Raw genomic sequence first — 16303 nt, forward strand, 5'->3', positions numbered from 1 at the left:
AGAATGCGCCTACCCGGCGCGGAAAACGGAGCACTTTCAGAATGAGACGCGCCAAAATTGTCGCTACCCTCGGGCCGGCAGCCGCCAGTTACGATCAAATTCGAGCCCTGATCGACGCGGGTGTCGATGTCTGCCGGATGAACCTGAGCCATGGTGACTACACCGTGCACGAGGCCGTCTACGCGAACATCCGCAAGGCAGCGAATGATTCCGGTCGTGCGGTCGCCGTCCTGGTCGACCTGCAGGGCCCGAAGATCCGGCTCGGCAAGTTCGAGGGCGGCCCTTATGAACTGGCCGTCGGCGACATCTTTAAGATCACCACGGACGATGTCCTCGGCACGAGGGAACTCTCCGGCACGACGTACAAGGGCCTGCCCAACGACGTCAAGCCCGGCGACTTCCTGCTGATCGACGACGGCAAGGTCAAGGTCGAGGTCGTCGCGACAAACGGCATCGTCGTCACGACGCGCGTCATCGTCGCCGGCCCGGTCTCGAACAACAAGGGCATCAACCTGCCCGGTGTTGCCGTCAACGTTCCCGCACTGTCCGAGAAGGACGAAGCAGACCTGCGCTGGGGCCTCCGCCTCGGCACCGACCTGATCGCCCTCTCCTTCGTGCGCGACGCGGCAGACATCACCCGCGTGCACGAGATCATGGCAGAGGAGGGCCGCAAGGTCCCCGTCATCGCCAAGATCGAGAAGCCGCAGGCCGTCGAGCACCTCGAAGAGATCATCGACGCCTTCGACTCGATCATGGTCGCCCGTGGCGACCTCGGCGTCGAGCTCCCGCTCGAAGCCGTGCCGATCGTGCAGAAGCACGCCGTCGAGCTCGCCCGCCGGATGGCCAAGCCGGTCATCGTCGCGACGCAGATGCTCGAATCGATGATCCACAGCCCGGTCCCGACGCGTGCGGAAACGTCCGACGTCGCGAACGCCGTTCTCGACGGCGCGGACGCGGTCATGCTCAGCGGCGAGACAAGTGTCGGCGAATACCCCGTCGTCACGGTTCAGACCATGGCGCGGATCGTCGCATCCACCGAAGACCACGGCCTGGAGCGCATCGCGCCGCTCACGAACAAGCCGCGCACCCAGGGCGGGGCGATCACCCTCGCCGCGATCGAGGTCGCGGAATTCGTCGACGCGAAGTTCCTCTGCATCTTCACCGAATCCGGAGACTCCGCCCGCCGGATGTCCCGCCTGCGGTCGAAGATCCCGATGCTCGCCTTCACGCCTGAGCCCGGCATCCGCCGCCGCCTCGCGCTCACCTGGGGCGTGCAGACGTACCTCGTGGACCGGGTCACGCACACGGACTCCATGTTCGGCCAGGTCGACGACATCCTGCTCGGCCAGGGCCTGGCCCAGCTCGGTGACAAGGTCGTCGTCATCAGCGGTTCCCCTCCCGGAATCGCCGGCTCGACGAACGACATCCGGGTGCACCGCATCGGCGACGCCCACAACGAGGTTGCTCCGGCATACGTCAAGCAGTAGTCCCGTTGGAAGGAAAGCCCCGTCGACCGTTTCGGTCGGCGGGGCTTTTCCAGTGTCCGGGCGGGATCAGTCCGTCGTGCCCAGGAACGCGATGGCCGCGTCGCGGAAGGCGCGGGAGGTCGGGGCGTTGAAGTGGTTGCGGCCGGGGATCTCGAAGAACGATCCGGCAGGCGTGGCCTCCGCGAGGGCCCGCGAAGCCTCGAGGATTCGATCCTCGCTCCCGGTCGCGAACAGGAGCGGCTGGGACGGCGCGTTGTCTGGTCCGGGCTGGGGACCGTCGCGCATGCCCTCGACGAGCGCGACGAGCGCCTCGAGATCGTTGCCCGGCAACGCCTTGGCCATGGTGAGGTACGCGCCAGTGAGCCGGTCGCCCACCTCGGTGCCGTGTTCGATGTGCGCGCGGGCATCGGCGACCTGGAATCGCGTGAGCGGGTCACCGTCCGGAATGCCGCCGAGTACCGCGCGGGTCACGCGCCCCTCGAGCTCCCTCGCCGCCTGCCAGCCGACCCGTGCGCCCAGGGAGTAGCCCGCGTAGGCGACCTCGTCGAGCAGGTAGGCGTCGAGGACCTGTTGCACGTCGGCGACGAGCGTGTCCATCGTGTACGCGGAGGGGAGTGCGGCTTGTCGCTCAGGCCGTGGCCACGCTGGTCGATCGCGATCACGTGGAAGCCCGCGCGCAGGAGGTCCCTCGTCCAGCCGGTGGCGTGCCAGTTCGCGACGGCGCTCGACGCGAAGCCGTGCACGGCGAGCACGGTCGGGTCCGACGGATCACCGAATTCGTAGGTCGCGAGGTTGACCCCGTCCGCGGAGTAGACGAAGCGGTGGGCGGGCGCTGTTGAGTGTTCATCGTCCACTATTTGACCACGCCGGCGGCCGGGGCGAGCGCTGCGGGGAGCGGCCAGGTCTCTGGCCCGGGCCGCTACTGTAGACGGGTGAGCGAACTGACAGTGAGATCCGATGCCGTGCAGCACCCCGAATTCGCGGATGCCGTGCGCCCGGCCCGGTCGCAGGCCCTGCTCGACACGATGAAGGAACGGGTCGTCATCGCCGACGGCGCCATGGGGACGATGCTGCAGGAGCACAACCCCACCCTCGACGACTACCAGCAGCTCGAGGGCTGCAACGAGATCCTGAACGTGAGTCGTCCCGACATGATCGAGGCGATCCACGGCGCGTACCTCGACACCGGCATCGACGCCGTCGAGAGCAACACCTTCGGAGCCAACTGGTCGAACCTCTCCGACTACGACATCGAGGACCGCATCGAGGAACTCGCGAGGCTCGGAGCGGCGATCGCCAGGAAGAGCGTCGAGGACTACGAGTCCAGGGACGGCCGGGTGCGCTGGGTGCTCGGTTCGATGGGTCCGGGCACCAAGCTCCCGAGCCTCGGCCACACCACATACGCCCACCTCAAGGCGACCTTCGCCGAGCAGGCCGTCGGTCTCATTCGCGGCGGTGCCGACGCCTTCCTGATCGAGACCTCCCAGGACCTGCTCCAGACCAAGTCCGCGGTGAACGGCTGCAAGCAGGCCATCGCGGAGACCGGCATCCGCCTGCCGATCTTCGTCGAGGTGACCGTGGAGACCACAGGCACCATGTTGATGGGGAGTGAGATCGGGGCGGCGCTCACGGCGCTCGAACCCCTCGGCATCGACGCGATCGGCCTGAACTGCGCCACCGGTCCGACAGAGATGAGCGAACACCTGCGCCATCTCGCGCGCTACTCGCACGTTCCGGTGATGTGCATGCCGAACGCCGGCCTGCCGATGCTGACGGCGACGGGGGCGAGCTACCCGCTCACGCCGGACCAGCTCGCGACGGCGCACGAACAGTTCGTCAAGGAGTTCGGGCTGGGCCTCGTCGGCGGATGCTGCGGGACGACTCCCGCGCACATGCGCGCGGTCGTCGACCGCTTGCGCGGCGCCACCGTCAGTGCACGCACCATCGAAGAGGACTCTGGCGTCGCGAGCCTCTACCAGCACGTCAGCTTCGACCAGGACAGTGCCTTCCTCGCGATCGGGGAGCGCACGAACGCCAACGGCTCCCGGGCATTCCGCGACGCCATGCTCGAGGAACGCTGGGACGACTGCGTCGACATCGCCCGCGCCCAGGTCCGCGACGGCGCCCACCTGCTCGACGTCTGCATCGACTACGTCGGGCGGGACGGCGTCGCCGACATCCGCCAGGTCGTCTCCCGGCTCGCGAGCGCTTCGACCCTGCCGCTCGTCGTCGACTCCACAGAGCCCGCGGTGCTGCAGGCGGGCATGGAACTCATCGGCGGACGCCCGGTCGTGAACTCGGTCAACTTCGAGGACGGCGAGGGCCCCGCCAGTCGCTTCGGCCGGATCATGCCGCTCGTCAAGGAACACGGGGCCGCCGTGATCGCCCTCACCATCGACGAGGAGGGCCAGGCCCGCACCGCAGAGCACAAGGTGCGCATCGCGACGAGGCTCGTCGAGACCCTCGTGAACGCCTGGGGGATGCGGGTCGAAGACATCATCGTCGACGCCCTGACCTTCCCGATCGCCACGGGCCAGGAGGAGACCCGCAGGGACGGGATCGAGACGATCGAGGCGATCCGGCAGATCAAGGCGAAGTATCCCGGCATCCACACCACGCTCGGCGTCTCGAATGTGTCCTTCGGGCTGAACCCGGCGGCCAGGTCGGTGCTCAACTCCGTGTTCCTGCACGAGGCGACAGCGGCCGGGCTCGACTCCGCCATCGTCAACTCGGCCAAGATCGTTCCGCTCGCCTCGGTGCCGGACGACCGCCGTAAGGTAGCGCTCGACCTGGTCTGGGATCGCCGCGAGTACGACGTCGACGGCAACCTGACCTACGACCCACTGGCCGCGCTCCTCGACCTGTTCGCCGGTGTCGACTCCGCCGCACTGAAGGACGAGCGCGCGGCCGAGCTCGCGGCCCTGCCGGTCGGCGAGCGCCTCGAGCGACGCATCATCGACGGAGAGGCCAAGGGGCTCGAGGCCGACCTCGACCTCGCCCGCGCCGGAGGGATGAGCGCCCTCGACATCGTCAACGTGCACCTGCTCGCCGGCATGCAGATCGTCGGCGCCCGGTTCGGCAGCGGAGAGATGCAGCTGCCGTTCGTGCTGCAGTCCGCCGAGGTGATGAAGGCCGCTGTCGCGCTCCTCGAGCCGCACATGGAGAAGTCGGAGGCAGCGGGCAAGGGCACGATGGTCCTCGCGACCGTGCGCGGCGACGTGCACGACATCGGCAAGAACCTCGTCGACATCATCCTGACCAACAACGGTTACGACGTCGTGAACATCGGGATCAAGAAGACGATCAACGAGATCATCGCGGCCGCGGAGGAGCACAACGCCGACGTGATCGGAATGAGCGGCCTGCTGGTCAAGTCCACGGTCGTGATGAAGGAGAACCTGCTCGAACTGAACAACCGGGGGCTCGCGAAGAAGTGGCCCGTGATCCTCGGCGGCGCGGCCCTCACCCGCGCCTACGTCGAGGAAGACCTCGCCGGACTGTTCGAGGGGCAGGTCCGGTACGCCAGGGACGCCTTCGAGGGCCTGAAGCTGATGGAGCCGCTCGTGGCCATCGCCCGCGGCGCAGACCCGGCATCCGTCGGCCTGCCGCCGCTGAAACAACGCATTCACAAGCGCAGCCTGCTCACCGTCACCGAGCCGGACGCCATGCCGGTGCGCAGCGACGTGGCAGCAGACAACCCGGTGCCCGTTCCGCCGTTCTGGGGGACCAGGATCGTCAAGGGCGTCGCCCTCGCCGAATACTCGGCCTTCCTCGACGAGAGGGCGACCTTCATGGGCCAGTGGGGCCTCAAGCCCAGCCGCGCGGAAGACGGCGCCAGCTACCAGGAACTCGTCGACACCGAGGGCAGGCCGCGGCTGCGGTACTGGCTCGACCGGATCCTCGCGGAGGGCATGCTCGACGCCTCCGTCGCGTACGGCTACTTCCCCGCATACAGCGAGGGCAACGACCTCGTGGTGTTGCACCACGACGACGACCCGGACGGGCGCCTCGGCACGCCGGGCCTGCTCGCGCCCGACGGCGGTTCCGGCGGAGCGGTCGGCACCGAACGGTTGCGATTCTCCTTCCCGCGCCAGAGACGGGACAGGCACCTGTGCCTGGCCGACTTCGTCCGTCCGCGCGAGTCCGGGCAGGTCGACGTCGTCGCCCTCCAGCTCGTCACGGCCGGCGCCAACGTCGACAGCGTGACCGCGAAGCTCTTCGCTGCGAACAAGTACCGCGATTACCTGGAGCTGAACGGTCTCACCATGCAGCTAACCGAGTCCCTCGCCGAGTACTGGCACGCTCGCGTGCGCTCAGAGCTCGGTCTCGGCGCCGAGGACCCGGCCGACGTGGCCGGCATGTTCAAGCTCGAATACCGCGGCGCCCGTTTCTCACTCGGCTATCCGGCCTGCCCCGAGATGGAGGACCGCCGCAAGGTCGTCGAACTGCTCAGGCCCGAGCGGATGGGTGTCGTGCTGTCTGAGGAGCTGCAGCTTCATCCGGAGCAGTCGACGGATGCGTTCGTGTTCCATCACCCGGAAGCGAAGTACTTCTCGGTCTAGCGTCGCCCGGCGATGGCGCGCTCCTGGCGGCGGGCAGTTTCGCCCGGCGCAGGGCGGCGAGGGCCGCCGGGCCGACCAGGAAGATGCCGAGCACCGTCGTGACGGCGCGAACGGTGTCCCAGGTCAGCGTCGACGTGACGAGCGAGTAGAGGCCGAAGGAGGCCAGGTTCGTGCCCAGGGACGCTCCGGGGAGTAGGAGATGCCGGTCCCCGTTCCAACGGCGAACGGCCAGAACCACAGGTTCATCACGAGCCCGAACAGGTAGGACGCGACGACGCCGTACCCGGCCAGGAGCGCGATCTCGAGGCGTGCCCTGGCACGCGGGCCGAGTCGCCCACCGCCGCGCAGGCGTGGCAGCAGGGCTGCACCCGCGCCGACCCAGCCGCAGGCGAACATCTGGAACGGGGTCCACGGCCCGAACCCGCCCCAGAGCACCGAAGACACGGCGATGGTCAGCAGCCCGAGCAGCAGCCCGAACCGGGCACCGTAGACCCGTCCGGCCAGGATGAGCAGGATGAACACGGCCTCGACACCGCCGACGCCCGTGCCCGCGATCCGGACCGCAGCTCCCACTGCCGCGAGCACCCCGAGCACGGCCACCGTCTTCGCGGTGTACATCTCGCGGTCCACCACAAGGGCGAGCGCGACGATCACGGCGGGCACGAGGGCGAACGCGACGAACGGAACAGCGCCCTGCGCGTCCCGGGGAACGGCGGTCGCGAACAGCGGCCAGCCGAAACCCGAGGCGGCGAGCAGGCTGCCACCCCACAACACCGCGGATGTCCACCGCCCGCTGCGGCGCTTCACGGCGTCACCGGCTTGTCCGGGCCCGGAGTTCCGACAGCTGAGGCCGCGCCCGACGCCCCGGCGCCGATGTACAGCTCGGCACTCAGGCACCCGGCCTCGAGGTGCAGGGTCCGGGTGGCGAAAAACCGGGAGAAGTCGTGGTCGTGCGTCGCGAACAGCACCGCGGATTCCCGGCTGGACGCGCGTTCCAGCGCCGTGCCCACGAGCGAACGGGCTGCGGCGTCGAGGCCTCGGGTCGGCTCATCGACGAGCAGCAGGGCAGGGGTGTCCGCGAGCTGGATCGCGATCGCGAGGCAGAGCCGCTGGCCCGCAGAAAGGTCCCGCGGGTGACGCTCGAGGAGGGGAGCTGCTGCGGCGGAGTCGTGCCCCAGAAGCCGCGCGAACGTCCCGGCTGTGGAGCCCGGTGCGAAGCCCGCGCGTCGTCCCGCGCGTCGCCGCGTCGACCGGTCACTGCGGCGGCATTCGTCCGCGACCGTCGTAGCGAAGAACAGGTCGTCGAAATTCTCCGGAACGAGCGCGACCGCCCGGCGCCGGTTCCTCCTGTGCATGGCCGAAACATCCTGCCCGGCGACGATCACGGTGCCACGGGTCGACGGCAGCGCGAGCGCGTTCAGGAGGCTGCTCTTGCCCGCGCCGTTCCGGCCCTCGAGGGCGACGATCTCGCCGGCTGCCAGCTCGAGTGACACCGCGTCGACGACGGTCCGGTCGCCGTGTCGAACCGTCAGCCCGCGGATGCCGGCGAGCGGCTTTCCGGCGAACGGCACCGCGGCGCGCAGCCCGGCCTCCGACTCCGATCCGGGACTCGGACGGTGCCCGGCCCGTGCGTTCCTGCTCGGGACGCTGCGATCGCCGACCCGGTTCGGCGGCTGATCACCCGGAGGCAGCATGCGCGCGCGGTGCCTGTCGAGCACGAGCCAGGCATCCGCGATCGTTTCGAACTCGCGGCTGTTGTGCTCGGCGACCACGACGCAGACTCCGGCCTCGTGGGCCAGCCGGTCGAGCACGCGGAGGACCCTGTCCCTCGCCTCGGTGTCGAGTTCGGCGAGTGGTTCGTCGACGAGCAGGAGCACCGGCCGGCAGATCAGGGCGCCACCGAGGGAGACGAGGGTGGCCTCCCCGGCGGAGAGCGCCGAGACGGGGCGACCCAGCAACGACGTGATGCCGAGTTGCGCGGCCACCTCCCGCACACGCTGCTCCACGATCACCGCGGCGACGCCGCGCACGGTGAGGGCGAAACCGATCTCCTCCGCCACGGTCTCCGCGACGAAGGACAGCCGCACGTCCTGTGGCACCAGGCCGACGAAACCGGCGGTGTCGCGCGGGGAGTCTCGGCCCTGTCGACGCCGCCGATCTCGATCCGGCCGTGCTGGCGGCCGCCGTGGAAGTGCTGGAACAGCCCGCTCATCGCCTGGAGCAGGCCGGACTTGCCCGAACCGGTCGGCCCGACGATGACCGTGAGGGTGCCGGGGGCGAGAGCGAGGTCGAGGTGCTCGAGGCGCCAGTCCCCGTCGAAATCGAGCGCGGCATCCGCCAGGACGACGGGCCGGTCACAGGCACCGCCGACGGCCCCGACGGACGCGAACCCCCGCGCCTCCATCGATGCAGCGAGGGCGAGGGCGCGCTCGATGGTCTGCTCGAACACCGGGACGAGCAGGGCCGCCACGGTCCGCTCACCCCGGAGGGCAGCGGCCAGGCGGACGCGCCTGACCGAGTCCAGGAGTGCGGGAAACGTGGCCCACGCGATCACGAGCGCGCGGGAGACCGTGCGCAGCGGCCCGCGCCTGGCGCCGCGGGCGAACAGGCGGCTCACGTCGACGAGCGCGTTGAGCACCCCGAACACGAGGATCACGGCCGCGACCGGGAGCGCGCTCAGCGCCGCGTTCCCGATGCCGCCGGTCGTGACAGGTCCGAACAGCACGACGTGACTGAACGGTCCGGCGAGGGGGACTCGCGGCAGGTCGAGCAGCACCAGCCCCGTGCCCCCGCCGCCGCCGAAGAGCACCCGGTATCCGATCCGAAGCACCACGAATCCGAGCGCGAAGAGCACGGCCGCGCGGAGAGGGGCCAGGCGAAAGCGGAACACCGGGGTCGGAGCCCTAGCTCCCGGGCGTCGGAGTCTCGGTACCGGTGGTGAACACGAGGCCGAGGGACTGACCCGGCGTCACCTGGAGGCTCCCGAGGCCCTCCTGGGCGTACTCCCAGGCCGCGCCGGGGGACTGCTGGATCCACAGCGCCCAGTATGCGTATGCGGGCGCCATCGACTGGCACGATTCGACGAACGAGGCCTGGCCCGTGACCGTGACGGTCTCGTCGGCGGCAGGGCGCCCGTTCACGCGGCAGACGACCTGGTCGCCGTACTGGACGGTTCCCTCGGTCGCGACGGCCGCGGTCTTCATGACGGCGCTTGCAGCGATCGTGGTCGCCGTCCCGGTGTCCACACAGTCGGTGATCTTCGGTGCGGCGAGGGTTCCGAAATCGACGACAACCCTCACCCCGGAACAGGCCTCTGGCGAGGCGGACTCCGTGGCGGCGGCCGTTGCTGCGGCTCTGGGCGCGGCGGTCCCGCTGGGCGACGTGGACGGGCCGGTGGCGCAACCGCTGAGCGCCAGCGCTCCGAGCAGGGTGAGCGTAACGAGTACTGGCATCTTCATGCCCCCCAGAATACTGAGCGGCAGGCGGGAATCGGAATTCGTCAGACGCGCAGGGTCATCGTGCCGGAGCATGCCCGCGGTGCTGTCCCCGGGACAGAGTCAGAGCGCCGGCACCCGCTCTGCCGGCAGGGGAGACCCCGGCGGGGTGCCGTCGCCGAACGGACGCCCGCCCAGGGCGTCGCGACCAGACGGTTCGAGCCAGCCACGGGCATCCGGCCCCTTCGGGACGATGCCGCTCGGATTGATGTCGCTGTGGGTGACGTAGTAGTGCCGCTTGATCTGTTCGAAGTCGATCGTGTCGCCGAAACCCGGCGTCTGGAAGAGGTCCCTCGCGTATGCCCACAGGACGGGCATCTCGCTGAGCTTGTTGCGGTTGCACTTGAAGTGGCCGTGATACACGGCGTCGAACCGTGCGAGCGTCGTGAAGAGCCGGATGTCGGCCTCGGTGATCGTGTCGCCGACAAGGAAGCGCTGGGTCGCGAGGCGCTCCTCGAGCCAGTCCAGGCGGGCGAAGAGGGCGTCGTATGCCCGCTCGTAGGACTTCTGGCTGCCGGCGAAGCCGCACTTGTAGACGCCGTTGTTGACGTCGTGGAAGACCAGGTCGGCGACCTCGTCGATCTCGGCGCGATGCTCGACCGGATACAGATCGGGAGCACCCTCACGGTGATACTCCACCCATTCGGTTTCGAAGTCGATCGTGATCTGCGGGTAGTTGTTGGTGACGACCCGTCCGCTCGGAATGTCCACGATCGCGGGAACGGTGATGCCGCGCGGGTAGTCCGGGAATCTCGCGAAATAGGCCTGCTGAAGCCGTTCAATGCCGAGCACCGGGTCAACGGCGCCGGGGTCGAGGTCGAAGGTCCAGCTGTTCCTGTCGTGCGTCGGTCCCGGCAGGCCCAGTGAGATGACCGCCTCCAGCCCGAGCAGGCGCCGGACGATCGCGGTCCGGTTCGCCCACGGGCACGCCCGCGCGGCCACGAGACGGTACCGGCCGGGCTCGACGGGCCAGCCGTCACGGGCGTCCCGGGTGATGCGGTCCTCGATGTAGTGGGTGTCGCGATCGAAGGGCTGTCCGGGTTCGATGTAGCTCGGCGTCAGGTCTGCGCCCTCGGGCTCTGGGGTGGTCATCCTTCAACGGTAGCGGCGGCGCGAGAATTTACCTCGCGGTAACGGAGTCGCGTCATCTTCGACGCAGTGCAGCGGCTACTCTCCGAGGAAGGCATTCAGAGGAGATACTGCATGATCGGTCGCGTTGACCCGTTTATCGGCACCGAGGTTACGGACCTTCCTCCCCAGACCGGCCTCGCCGCCACCTGGTGGTGGCCGAAGCCTCAAATCGGGAACACGCACCCGGGCGCTACCTACCCGCTCGGGATGGTATCGGCCTGCGCGTATTCGGGGGCCTATCCGACAGGGTACGGCCGGTACGACCTCTCTCTCGAGGGCATCCCGCCCCTCCTGCACGAGCGTCACCTCGCTTCGGGATTCGCGCACTTCCAGCAGTCCGGTACCGGCGCCATCCGAAAGTACTACAACTACTTCCGCGTCACGCCGATGATCGAACCACTCGACGTGCTCGGTCGGACCTGGGAGCTGACCGACGAACAAGCCGAGCCGGGCTGGTATTCAGGAACCCTCGACTCCGGCATCACCGCAGAGCTCACCGTCGGGCCGAAGAGTGCGGTGCACCGGTATACCTTTCCGGCACATTCCAAGGCGCGGGTGGTCATCGACTTCTCGCACGGTGGCCTGTCGATTCCGTACGGCGCCACGATCCCGGTGCGGGCCCATCTCGAGTGCCTCGAGCCCGGAGTCGCCAGCGGGGAGATCGTGGTGGAGGGCGCCCCTCTTTCGGTGTACATCGAGTGCGACAACCCCCAGTGGCGTCAGATGCTCTGGTACGACAGACGCCTGATGCCGGGTGGGACCCGGCTCGACTTCGACCACATCCGCCCGACGACCTTGCGCCCGTTCGGCCTGATGTGGGCCGGTCCGAGCGAGGAGGGCCAGACGATCGAGCTGCGGATCGGATTCTCCTGCGGGGCGTCGACCAGGCCAAGCGCAACCTCGAGGCGGATTGCGGAACCGGACCGGCGCAGTTCACGCCCCGCCGGGAGCGGACCCAGAAGGTCTGGCGCAAAAAGCTCAAGGGCATCACGGTCAGGACACCGTCTGCCGCTCGCCAGACGGTGTTCTCGACGGCGCTCTACCACGCCCTGATCAAGCCCTGCCTGGCCCCCTCGGAGAGCCCGTTCTGGCCGACGGACGGACCGTTCGTCTTCGACATCAGCACCATGTGGGACATCTACCGCACCCAGCTTCCCCTGATCACTGCGCTGATGCCGGAACGAGCGGTCGAGCTCGCGAACGCGATGATCACCATCTCGGAGGAGGAGGGCAACTTCCCCATCGGGTACCGGATGGCCCGCGGAAGCGACCGTTTCTCACGGCAGGCGAGTGCTCTCGCCCATACCTTCCTCGCCGACCTGTGCCAGCTCGGCCTCCCCGGAATCGACTGGGACTGGGCCCTCGTGCACATGTCCGACGACCTGCGCCGCACCTACGGCGAGGAGTTCCTGGTTCACGGGGAGGCGCATCCGATCAGCCACACCCTCGACCTGGCATTCGGATACTGGTGCACCGCGAAGGTCGCCGGGCACGTCGGCGACAGGGCCCTCGTCGAGCAGTTCGTCGCCCTCGCTGAACGCTGGGTGAATGCGTACGACCCGGTCACCGGTCTCCTGAAGGACTCCACGTACTATGAGGGCACCCGGCACAACTACTCGTTCCGGCTGGTTCAGGACATGGATGCCCGCATCGCTCTGAGTGGAGGGGCCGAGCGGTTCATCGCCCAGCTCGACGAGTTCTTCGGCTACGGCGCCGAGCCGGTGAAGCAGCTCGTCCGGGGCTCCGGCCCGGAGGAAGTCATCGCCGGCTACCGACTCGGCCGATTCGAGGGACTCAACAACGAGCCCGACATGGAAGCGCCGTGGTCGTACCATTACGTGGGCCGGCCGGACCGCACGGCCGAGATCGTGCACAACATCGTGCATCAGCAGTTCGGCACCGGCCGGGGAGGGCTGCCAGGAAACGACGACTCCGGCGGGCTCAGTTCCTGGTTCGTCTGGGCGTCACTCGGGCTGTTCCCGGTGGCCGGCCAGAACATCTTCCTCGTCAACGCACCCTCCTTCGAGAAGTCGACGTTTTCTGTCGGTAAGCACTCGTTCACCATCCGTACTCGTGGATTCATTGAACCGACACCGGGCGGACCCGTACAGTATGTGCAGGCTATGGAATTCAACGGGGAACCGCTCGGGCGCACCTGGCTCAGTGGAAATGAATTCCACGCCGGTGGCGAACTCGTCGTGGAGTTGGGGCCTGAGCCGGGCAGCTGGGGAACGACGGACTTCCCACCCTCGACGCCATCATCCTTGTCACCATCACGAGCGTCACGATCCACGGGAGAGACACCATGAATTCTGTTGAGAACCGGCTTGTCATCGTGGTCCGGGCCGATCCGGTCATCTGCGGCCACTCCGTCGAAGCGCGTAATCTCGCTGAGACCGCGCTCGAGCGCGGCTTCGACGAGGTGCGCATCGTGACGTGGCCGATCGACAAGCTCCAGGCCTCCGGACTGCCGCTCAAACCGCTCGATTCCGTGCTGCCATACAGTCCCGGGATCTTCGTCGACCGCCCCGCACCGGTCGGGGACTACAAGGTGCTCGACGGGCGCCACCTCGCCGGGGTCACCGGCCGGCTGATCGAGCTCTTCACCGATGGCGTGCCCACGGTCTGCCTCTCGCTCTACCTCACGCCGCACACGCTCGCGGTCTCCGACGCCGTGCGCGCTGCCTGGGGGACCGGGCTGCCCGTCAACGTGACCACGATCGCGGAAGCCGTGGGTTCGGACGTCACGAATGTCGTGCGCACCGCGGTCAACGAGGGACGATTCGGCGCCGCTGCGCACATCCTGTCGAGCTATCTCAGCCAGGATTACTGCGTCGCTGTGTCCGAGTACACCCGGCAGCTCATCATCACCGAGGCCGAACTCGTCGACCAGCACCACGGCACCCGCTACGCGGCCCAGTGCCGCGAACGGATCACGATCTCCTACCCGGCGATCGACGCAGACTCCTACCTGCACCTCGACGAGAGCGTGACGGACGACGTTCTCACCGCCCGCGGCCTCGAACGGGACGGGTACATCCTGTTCCTCTCCCGGCTCACCGCGGCGAAGGGCGTTGACGATCTCATCGCCGGTTACGCGATCAGCGCAGCCAGCCAGGACAAGATCCTCGTGATCGCAGGCCGCGGCCCGCAGTCCGAGGCACTCCGGGCCATCGCCGCGGCCTCGCCGCTCGCCGATCGCATCCGGTTCCTCGACGACGTCGGCGATGCGGAGAAGCCGTACCTGATGGCCGGATGCGCCGCCTTCGTGCTTCCGAGCAAGCCGCGGCCGGAGTTCGTGGAGACGTTCGGCATCGCACTGGCCGAGAAGATGCTCGCCGGCGGCGGTCCCGTGATCACCACCGTCACCGGTGGCATCGGCGAAGCCGTGGGCGACCACGCCCTGATCATCCCCGTCGAAGACCCGCAGGCGATCGCCGAGGCGATCGACCGCGCAATTCTCGAGACCACGGCGGAGGAGCGCAGGGACTGGGCTGACCGTGCGCGCGAGTACGCGATGCAGTTCGACCGGCGCAACGTCTTCGACCGGATGTTCGCCCCGCTGCGGGACACCGCCGAGGTCCCGCACCAGTAGGAGCGGATCCGGCGGTCGGACCCGCCGCGGGCAAGACGGTTGGTCTGAAACCGTGAAGTGTGAAGCGGTGAGGTCTGAAGCGGTGAGGTCTGAAGCGGTGAGGTCTGAAGCGCCGATGTCTGAACTGCCGGGTCCGAAACGTCCAGTTTCGAACACCATTAGTACGGAACAAGGAGACTCGGCGGTCGGTGCCGCTGCCGTCCCCGCTACACCGCCGATCTTCCTCGCCGACTCAGTCGTCGTCCCGGAGGATCGGGCTTTTGCTGGTAAGGACGATGGGTCTCTGTTCGGGGTCGAGTCCCGGGGGTGGTGTGAGCCAGTAGTGGCCGGTGTCGTCGCGTGTGATGCGCCAGTGTTCGTTGTGGAGTCTGAGGTGGTCGGCCCGGCAGAGCAGGATCCCGTCGGCGAGGTTGGTTGCGCCGGTGTCGTCTTTCCAGTGCTGGATGTGGTGGGTTTCGGTCCAGGAGGGTGGTCGGTCGCAGCCGGGCCACATGCAGCCGCCGTCGCGAAGGGCGAGGGCGTCGCGTTGGGCGGGGCTGAAGGTGCGTTGTTCGCGGCCGAGGTCGACGCCGCTGCCGTGGTCGTCGAAGGTGACGTCGAGGAGTCCGGTGTCGCACCGGTTCCGTTCTAGAGTCTCGGTGGAGACCGTAACCGCGGTTCCCTCGATCACGCCCGGCTGGAGCGCGGGTGCCTCGTCTCTGCGGCCTGCCTCGGCATCGGACGTGGGTCCGGTCACCGCGTCGGGAGTCGGCCAGCTCGGTTCAGTCCTGCCGGCTGCGGTCTCGATCGACGCGGTCCGGACCGGCGCGTTCCCGTGCGGTGCGACGCCGATGAGTGCGGTGCCGGTGGATGCGGTCCCCGTCGGTGTGGTGCTGGTCGGTGTGGTGCTCCTGGGGCGGATGGTGATCATGCGGACGGCGGGGCTTCGGCTTCCGGCGATGCGCTTGGGGTCGGCTTTGACGCCGAGTTTGGTCAGGGCCAGGAACGCGTCCGCGGTGAGCTGTTCGGTGGTGCACGGGTCGTCCTGCACGCGCTTCGCCCACGCGGCCTGCTCCTTGTCCACGAAGCGGACCCCGCCCCGGCGGGGGCTGGTGATGGCGTCGTAGGTACTCATCAGGTATTCGCCGTCTTCGGGTGCGAACAGGCCGACCATGCGCACCTGTCCCGTGTGGAGTCGCCAGAACCGTAGGGACCGGTCGTCGTAGGCGGCTTTCTCGCGGGCGGCGATGCCGGCTTCATCGAGCACGTCCCGTACCCTTCGGGCGCGCTTGAACAGCTGGTCAGCGTTCAGGGTTCGTGCTTCGGTGAGGAGCCGGGCCAGGGCGGTCGCGAGTTTCTCCGCGGTGATCGCCCGGTCCAGATCGCCCAGGCCCTTCCGGAGCGCGTCCGCCTTCTCGACACTGAGCCAGCCCTCGGCGAGGGCGCGGCCGATCGGGGCGTGCCACGGTGGTACCGCTGCCGACGGAACCGGCTGGTCGACCGGCGGCAGATCTGGAGCGGCCCCGTCGAGGGGCGGGGTGCCGTCGAGCAGCTTCTGGGCCTCGGCGGCGTCGCGGGCGGCCTTCTCAGCGGCGTCGATCTCGGCCACCAGCCGGCCCACCCCGAGGAGCTTGACCGCATCGCCCTTGCTCGACCCGGAGATCGACTGCAGCAGGTCCTCCGGGGAGCGGAACCCCTTCCGGGCCGCAAGACCCTTCCCGCCGAGGTCGGGCCGGGACCTGCGGGCCAGGGTCGCTGCGAACCATGCTGCCTGGGTGTCGAGGGCCCGCCGGGCTTTCGCGATCAGTGCGTGTCCCTCGAGCACCGCCTCGTCACTAAGCGTGTCGACGGCGGCGGACGAACCGCCCAACCCGGTGACGACATTTGCCATCGAGCGCAACCCGCCGAGCACTCCGCCGCCGAGCACTCCGCCGCCGAGCACCGGGTCGTCATGCTCCCGGTCGCCGTGCGGCTTTTCGGGTGAGGCGGGCGACTCCGGGAGGTTGGTCATGCCCCCACGTTACGACCGACCACCGACATTCTGTGAGCATGGCT

At 68.6% G+C, this 16303-nt stretch carries 10 protein-coding genes and 2 pseudogenes; 5 read left to right on the top strand and 7 right to left on the bottom strand.

Annotated features, from left to right (window positions below):
• The first annotated feature begins 41 nt into the window (after positions 1–41).
• A complete protein-coding gene (gene pyk / locus RGU41_RS06070; protein ID WP_134448728.1) occupies positions 42–1487 on the top strand; it encodes a pyruvate kinase in 1446 nt (481 codons plus the stop codon).
• A 66-nt stretch (positions 1488–1553) separates the two neighbouring features.
• On the opposite strand, the pseudogene RGU41_RS20755 reads toward pyk, so the two are convergent.
• A pseudogene (locus RGU41_RS20755) lies at positions 1554–2569 on the bottom strand (alpha/beta fold hydrolase).
• Here RGU41_RS20755 and metH point away from each other — a divergent pair.
• A complete protein-coding gene (metH, locus tag RGU41_RS06085; RefSeq protein ID WP_322135785.1) occupies positions 2513–6049 on the top strand; it encodes a methionine synthase in 3537 nt (1178 codons plus the stop codon). The pseudogene RGU41_RS20755 and the gene metH sit on opposite strands and share 57 nt — an antisense overlap.
• 123 nt (positions 6050–6172) lie before the next feature.
• Here the strand turns inward: metH and RGU41_RS06090 are convergent, their stop codons facing one another.
• From RGU41_RS06090 to RGU41_RS06110, 5 genes are all read right to left on the bottom strand, one after another.
• Positions 6173–6856 (bottom strand): hypothetical protein, encoded by a 684-nt coding sequence (locus tag RGU41_RS06090; protein WP_322135786.1) that lies wholly within the window; start codon positions 6854–6856, stop codon positions 6173–6175.
• Positions 6853–8148, bottom strand: a complete 1296-nt coding sequence (locus tag RGU41_RS06095) for an ATP-binding cassette domain-containing protein (RefSeq protein ID WP_322135787.1) — start codon at positions 8146–8148, stop codon at positions 6853–6855. The genes RGU41_RS06090 and RGU41_RS06095 overlap by 4 nt, the downstream gene beginning before the upstream one ends.
• Positions 8058–8939 (bottom strand): ATP-binding cassette domain-containing protein, encoded by an 882-nt coding sequence (locus RGU41_RS06100; protein ID WP_322135788.1) that lies wholly within the window; start codon positions 8937–8939, stop codon positions 8058–8060. The genes RGU41_RS06095 and RGU41_RS06100 overlap by 91 nt, the downstream gene beginning before the upstream one ends.
• A gap of 13 nt (positions 8940–8952) precedes the next feature.
• A complete protein-coding gene (locus RGU41_RS06105; protein ID WP_322135789.1) occupies positions 8953–9507 on the bottom strand; it encodes a hypothetical protein in 555 nt (184 codons plus the stop codon).
• A gap of 99 nt (positions 9508–9606) precedes the next feature.
• On the bottom strand, positions 9607–10635 hold the full coding sequence (locus RGU41_RS06110) for a glutathione S-transferase family protein (RefSeq protein WP_322135790.1): 1029 nt from the start codon (positions 10633–10635) through the stop codon (positions 9607–9609).
• Positions 10636–10746: 111 nt separating this feature from the next.
• Here RGU41_RS06110 and RGU41_RS20760 point away from each other — a divergent pair.
• The 3 genes and pseudogenes from RGU41_RS20760 to RGU41_RS06125 all read left to right on the top strand — a co-directional run.
• Positions 10747–11484, top strand: a pseudogene (locus tag RGU41_RS20760) (glycoside hydrolase); the annotation flags it as partial.
• A 5-nt stretch (positions 11485–11489) separates the two neighbouring features.
• A complete protein-coding gene (locus RGU41_RS06120; RefSeq protein ID WP_322135791.1) occupies positions 11490–12983 on the top strand; it encodes a glycoside hydrolase domain-containing protein in 1494 nt (497 codons plus the stop codon).
• Complete coding sequence (locus RGU41_RS06125) at positions 12980–14269, top strand: glycosyltransferase (protein ID WP_134561145.1); 1290 nt, start codon at positions 12980–12982, stop codon at positions 14267–14269. The genes RGU41_RS06120 and RGU41_RS06125 overlap by 4 nt, the downstream gene beginning before the upstream one ends.
• Positions 14270–14501: 232 nt before the next feature.
• On the opposite strand, the gene RGU41_RS06130 is transcribed toward RGU41_RS06125, so the two are convergent.
• The gene (locus RGU41_RS06130) at positions 14502–16259 is read right to left on the bottom strand and encodes an HNH endonuclease signature motif containing protein (protein WP_322135792.1); all 1758 of its coding nucleotides are present in this window, start codon (positions 16257–16259) and stop codon (positions 14502–14504) included.
• Between the last annotated feature and the right edge of the window lie 44 nt (positions 16260–16303).

Origin of the sequence: Cryobacterium sp. 10C3, from assembly GCF_034314285.1 — a bacterium.
In the GTDB taxonomy this organism is placed as follows: Bacteria; Actinomycetota; Actinomycetes; order Actinomycetales; family Microbacteriaceae; genus Cryobacterium; species Cryobacterium glucosi.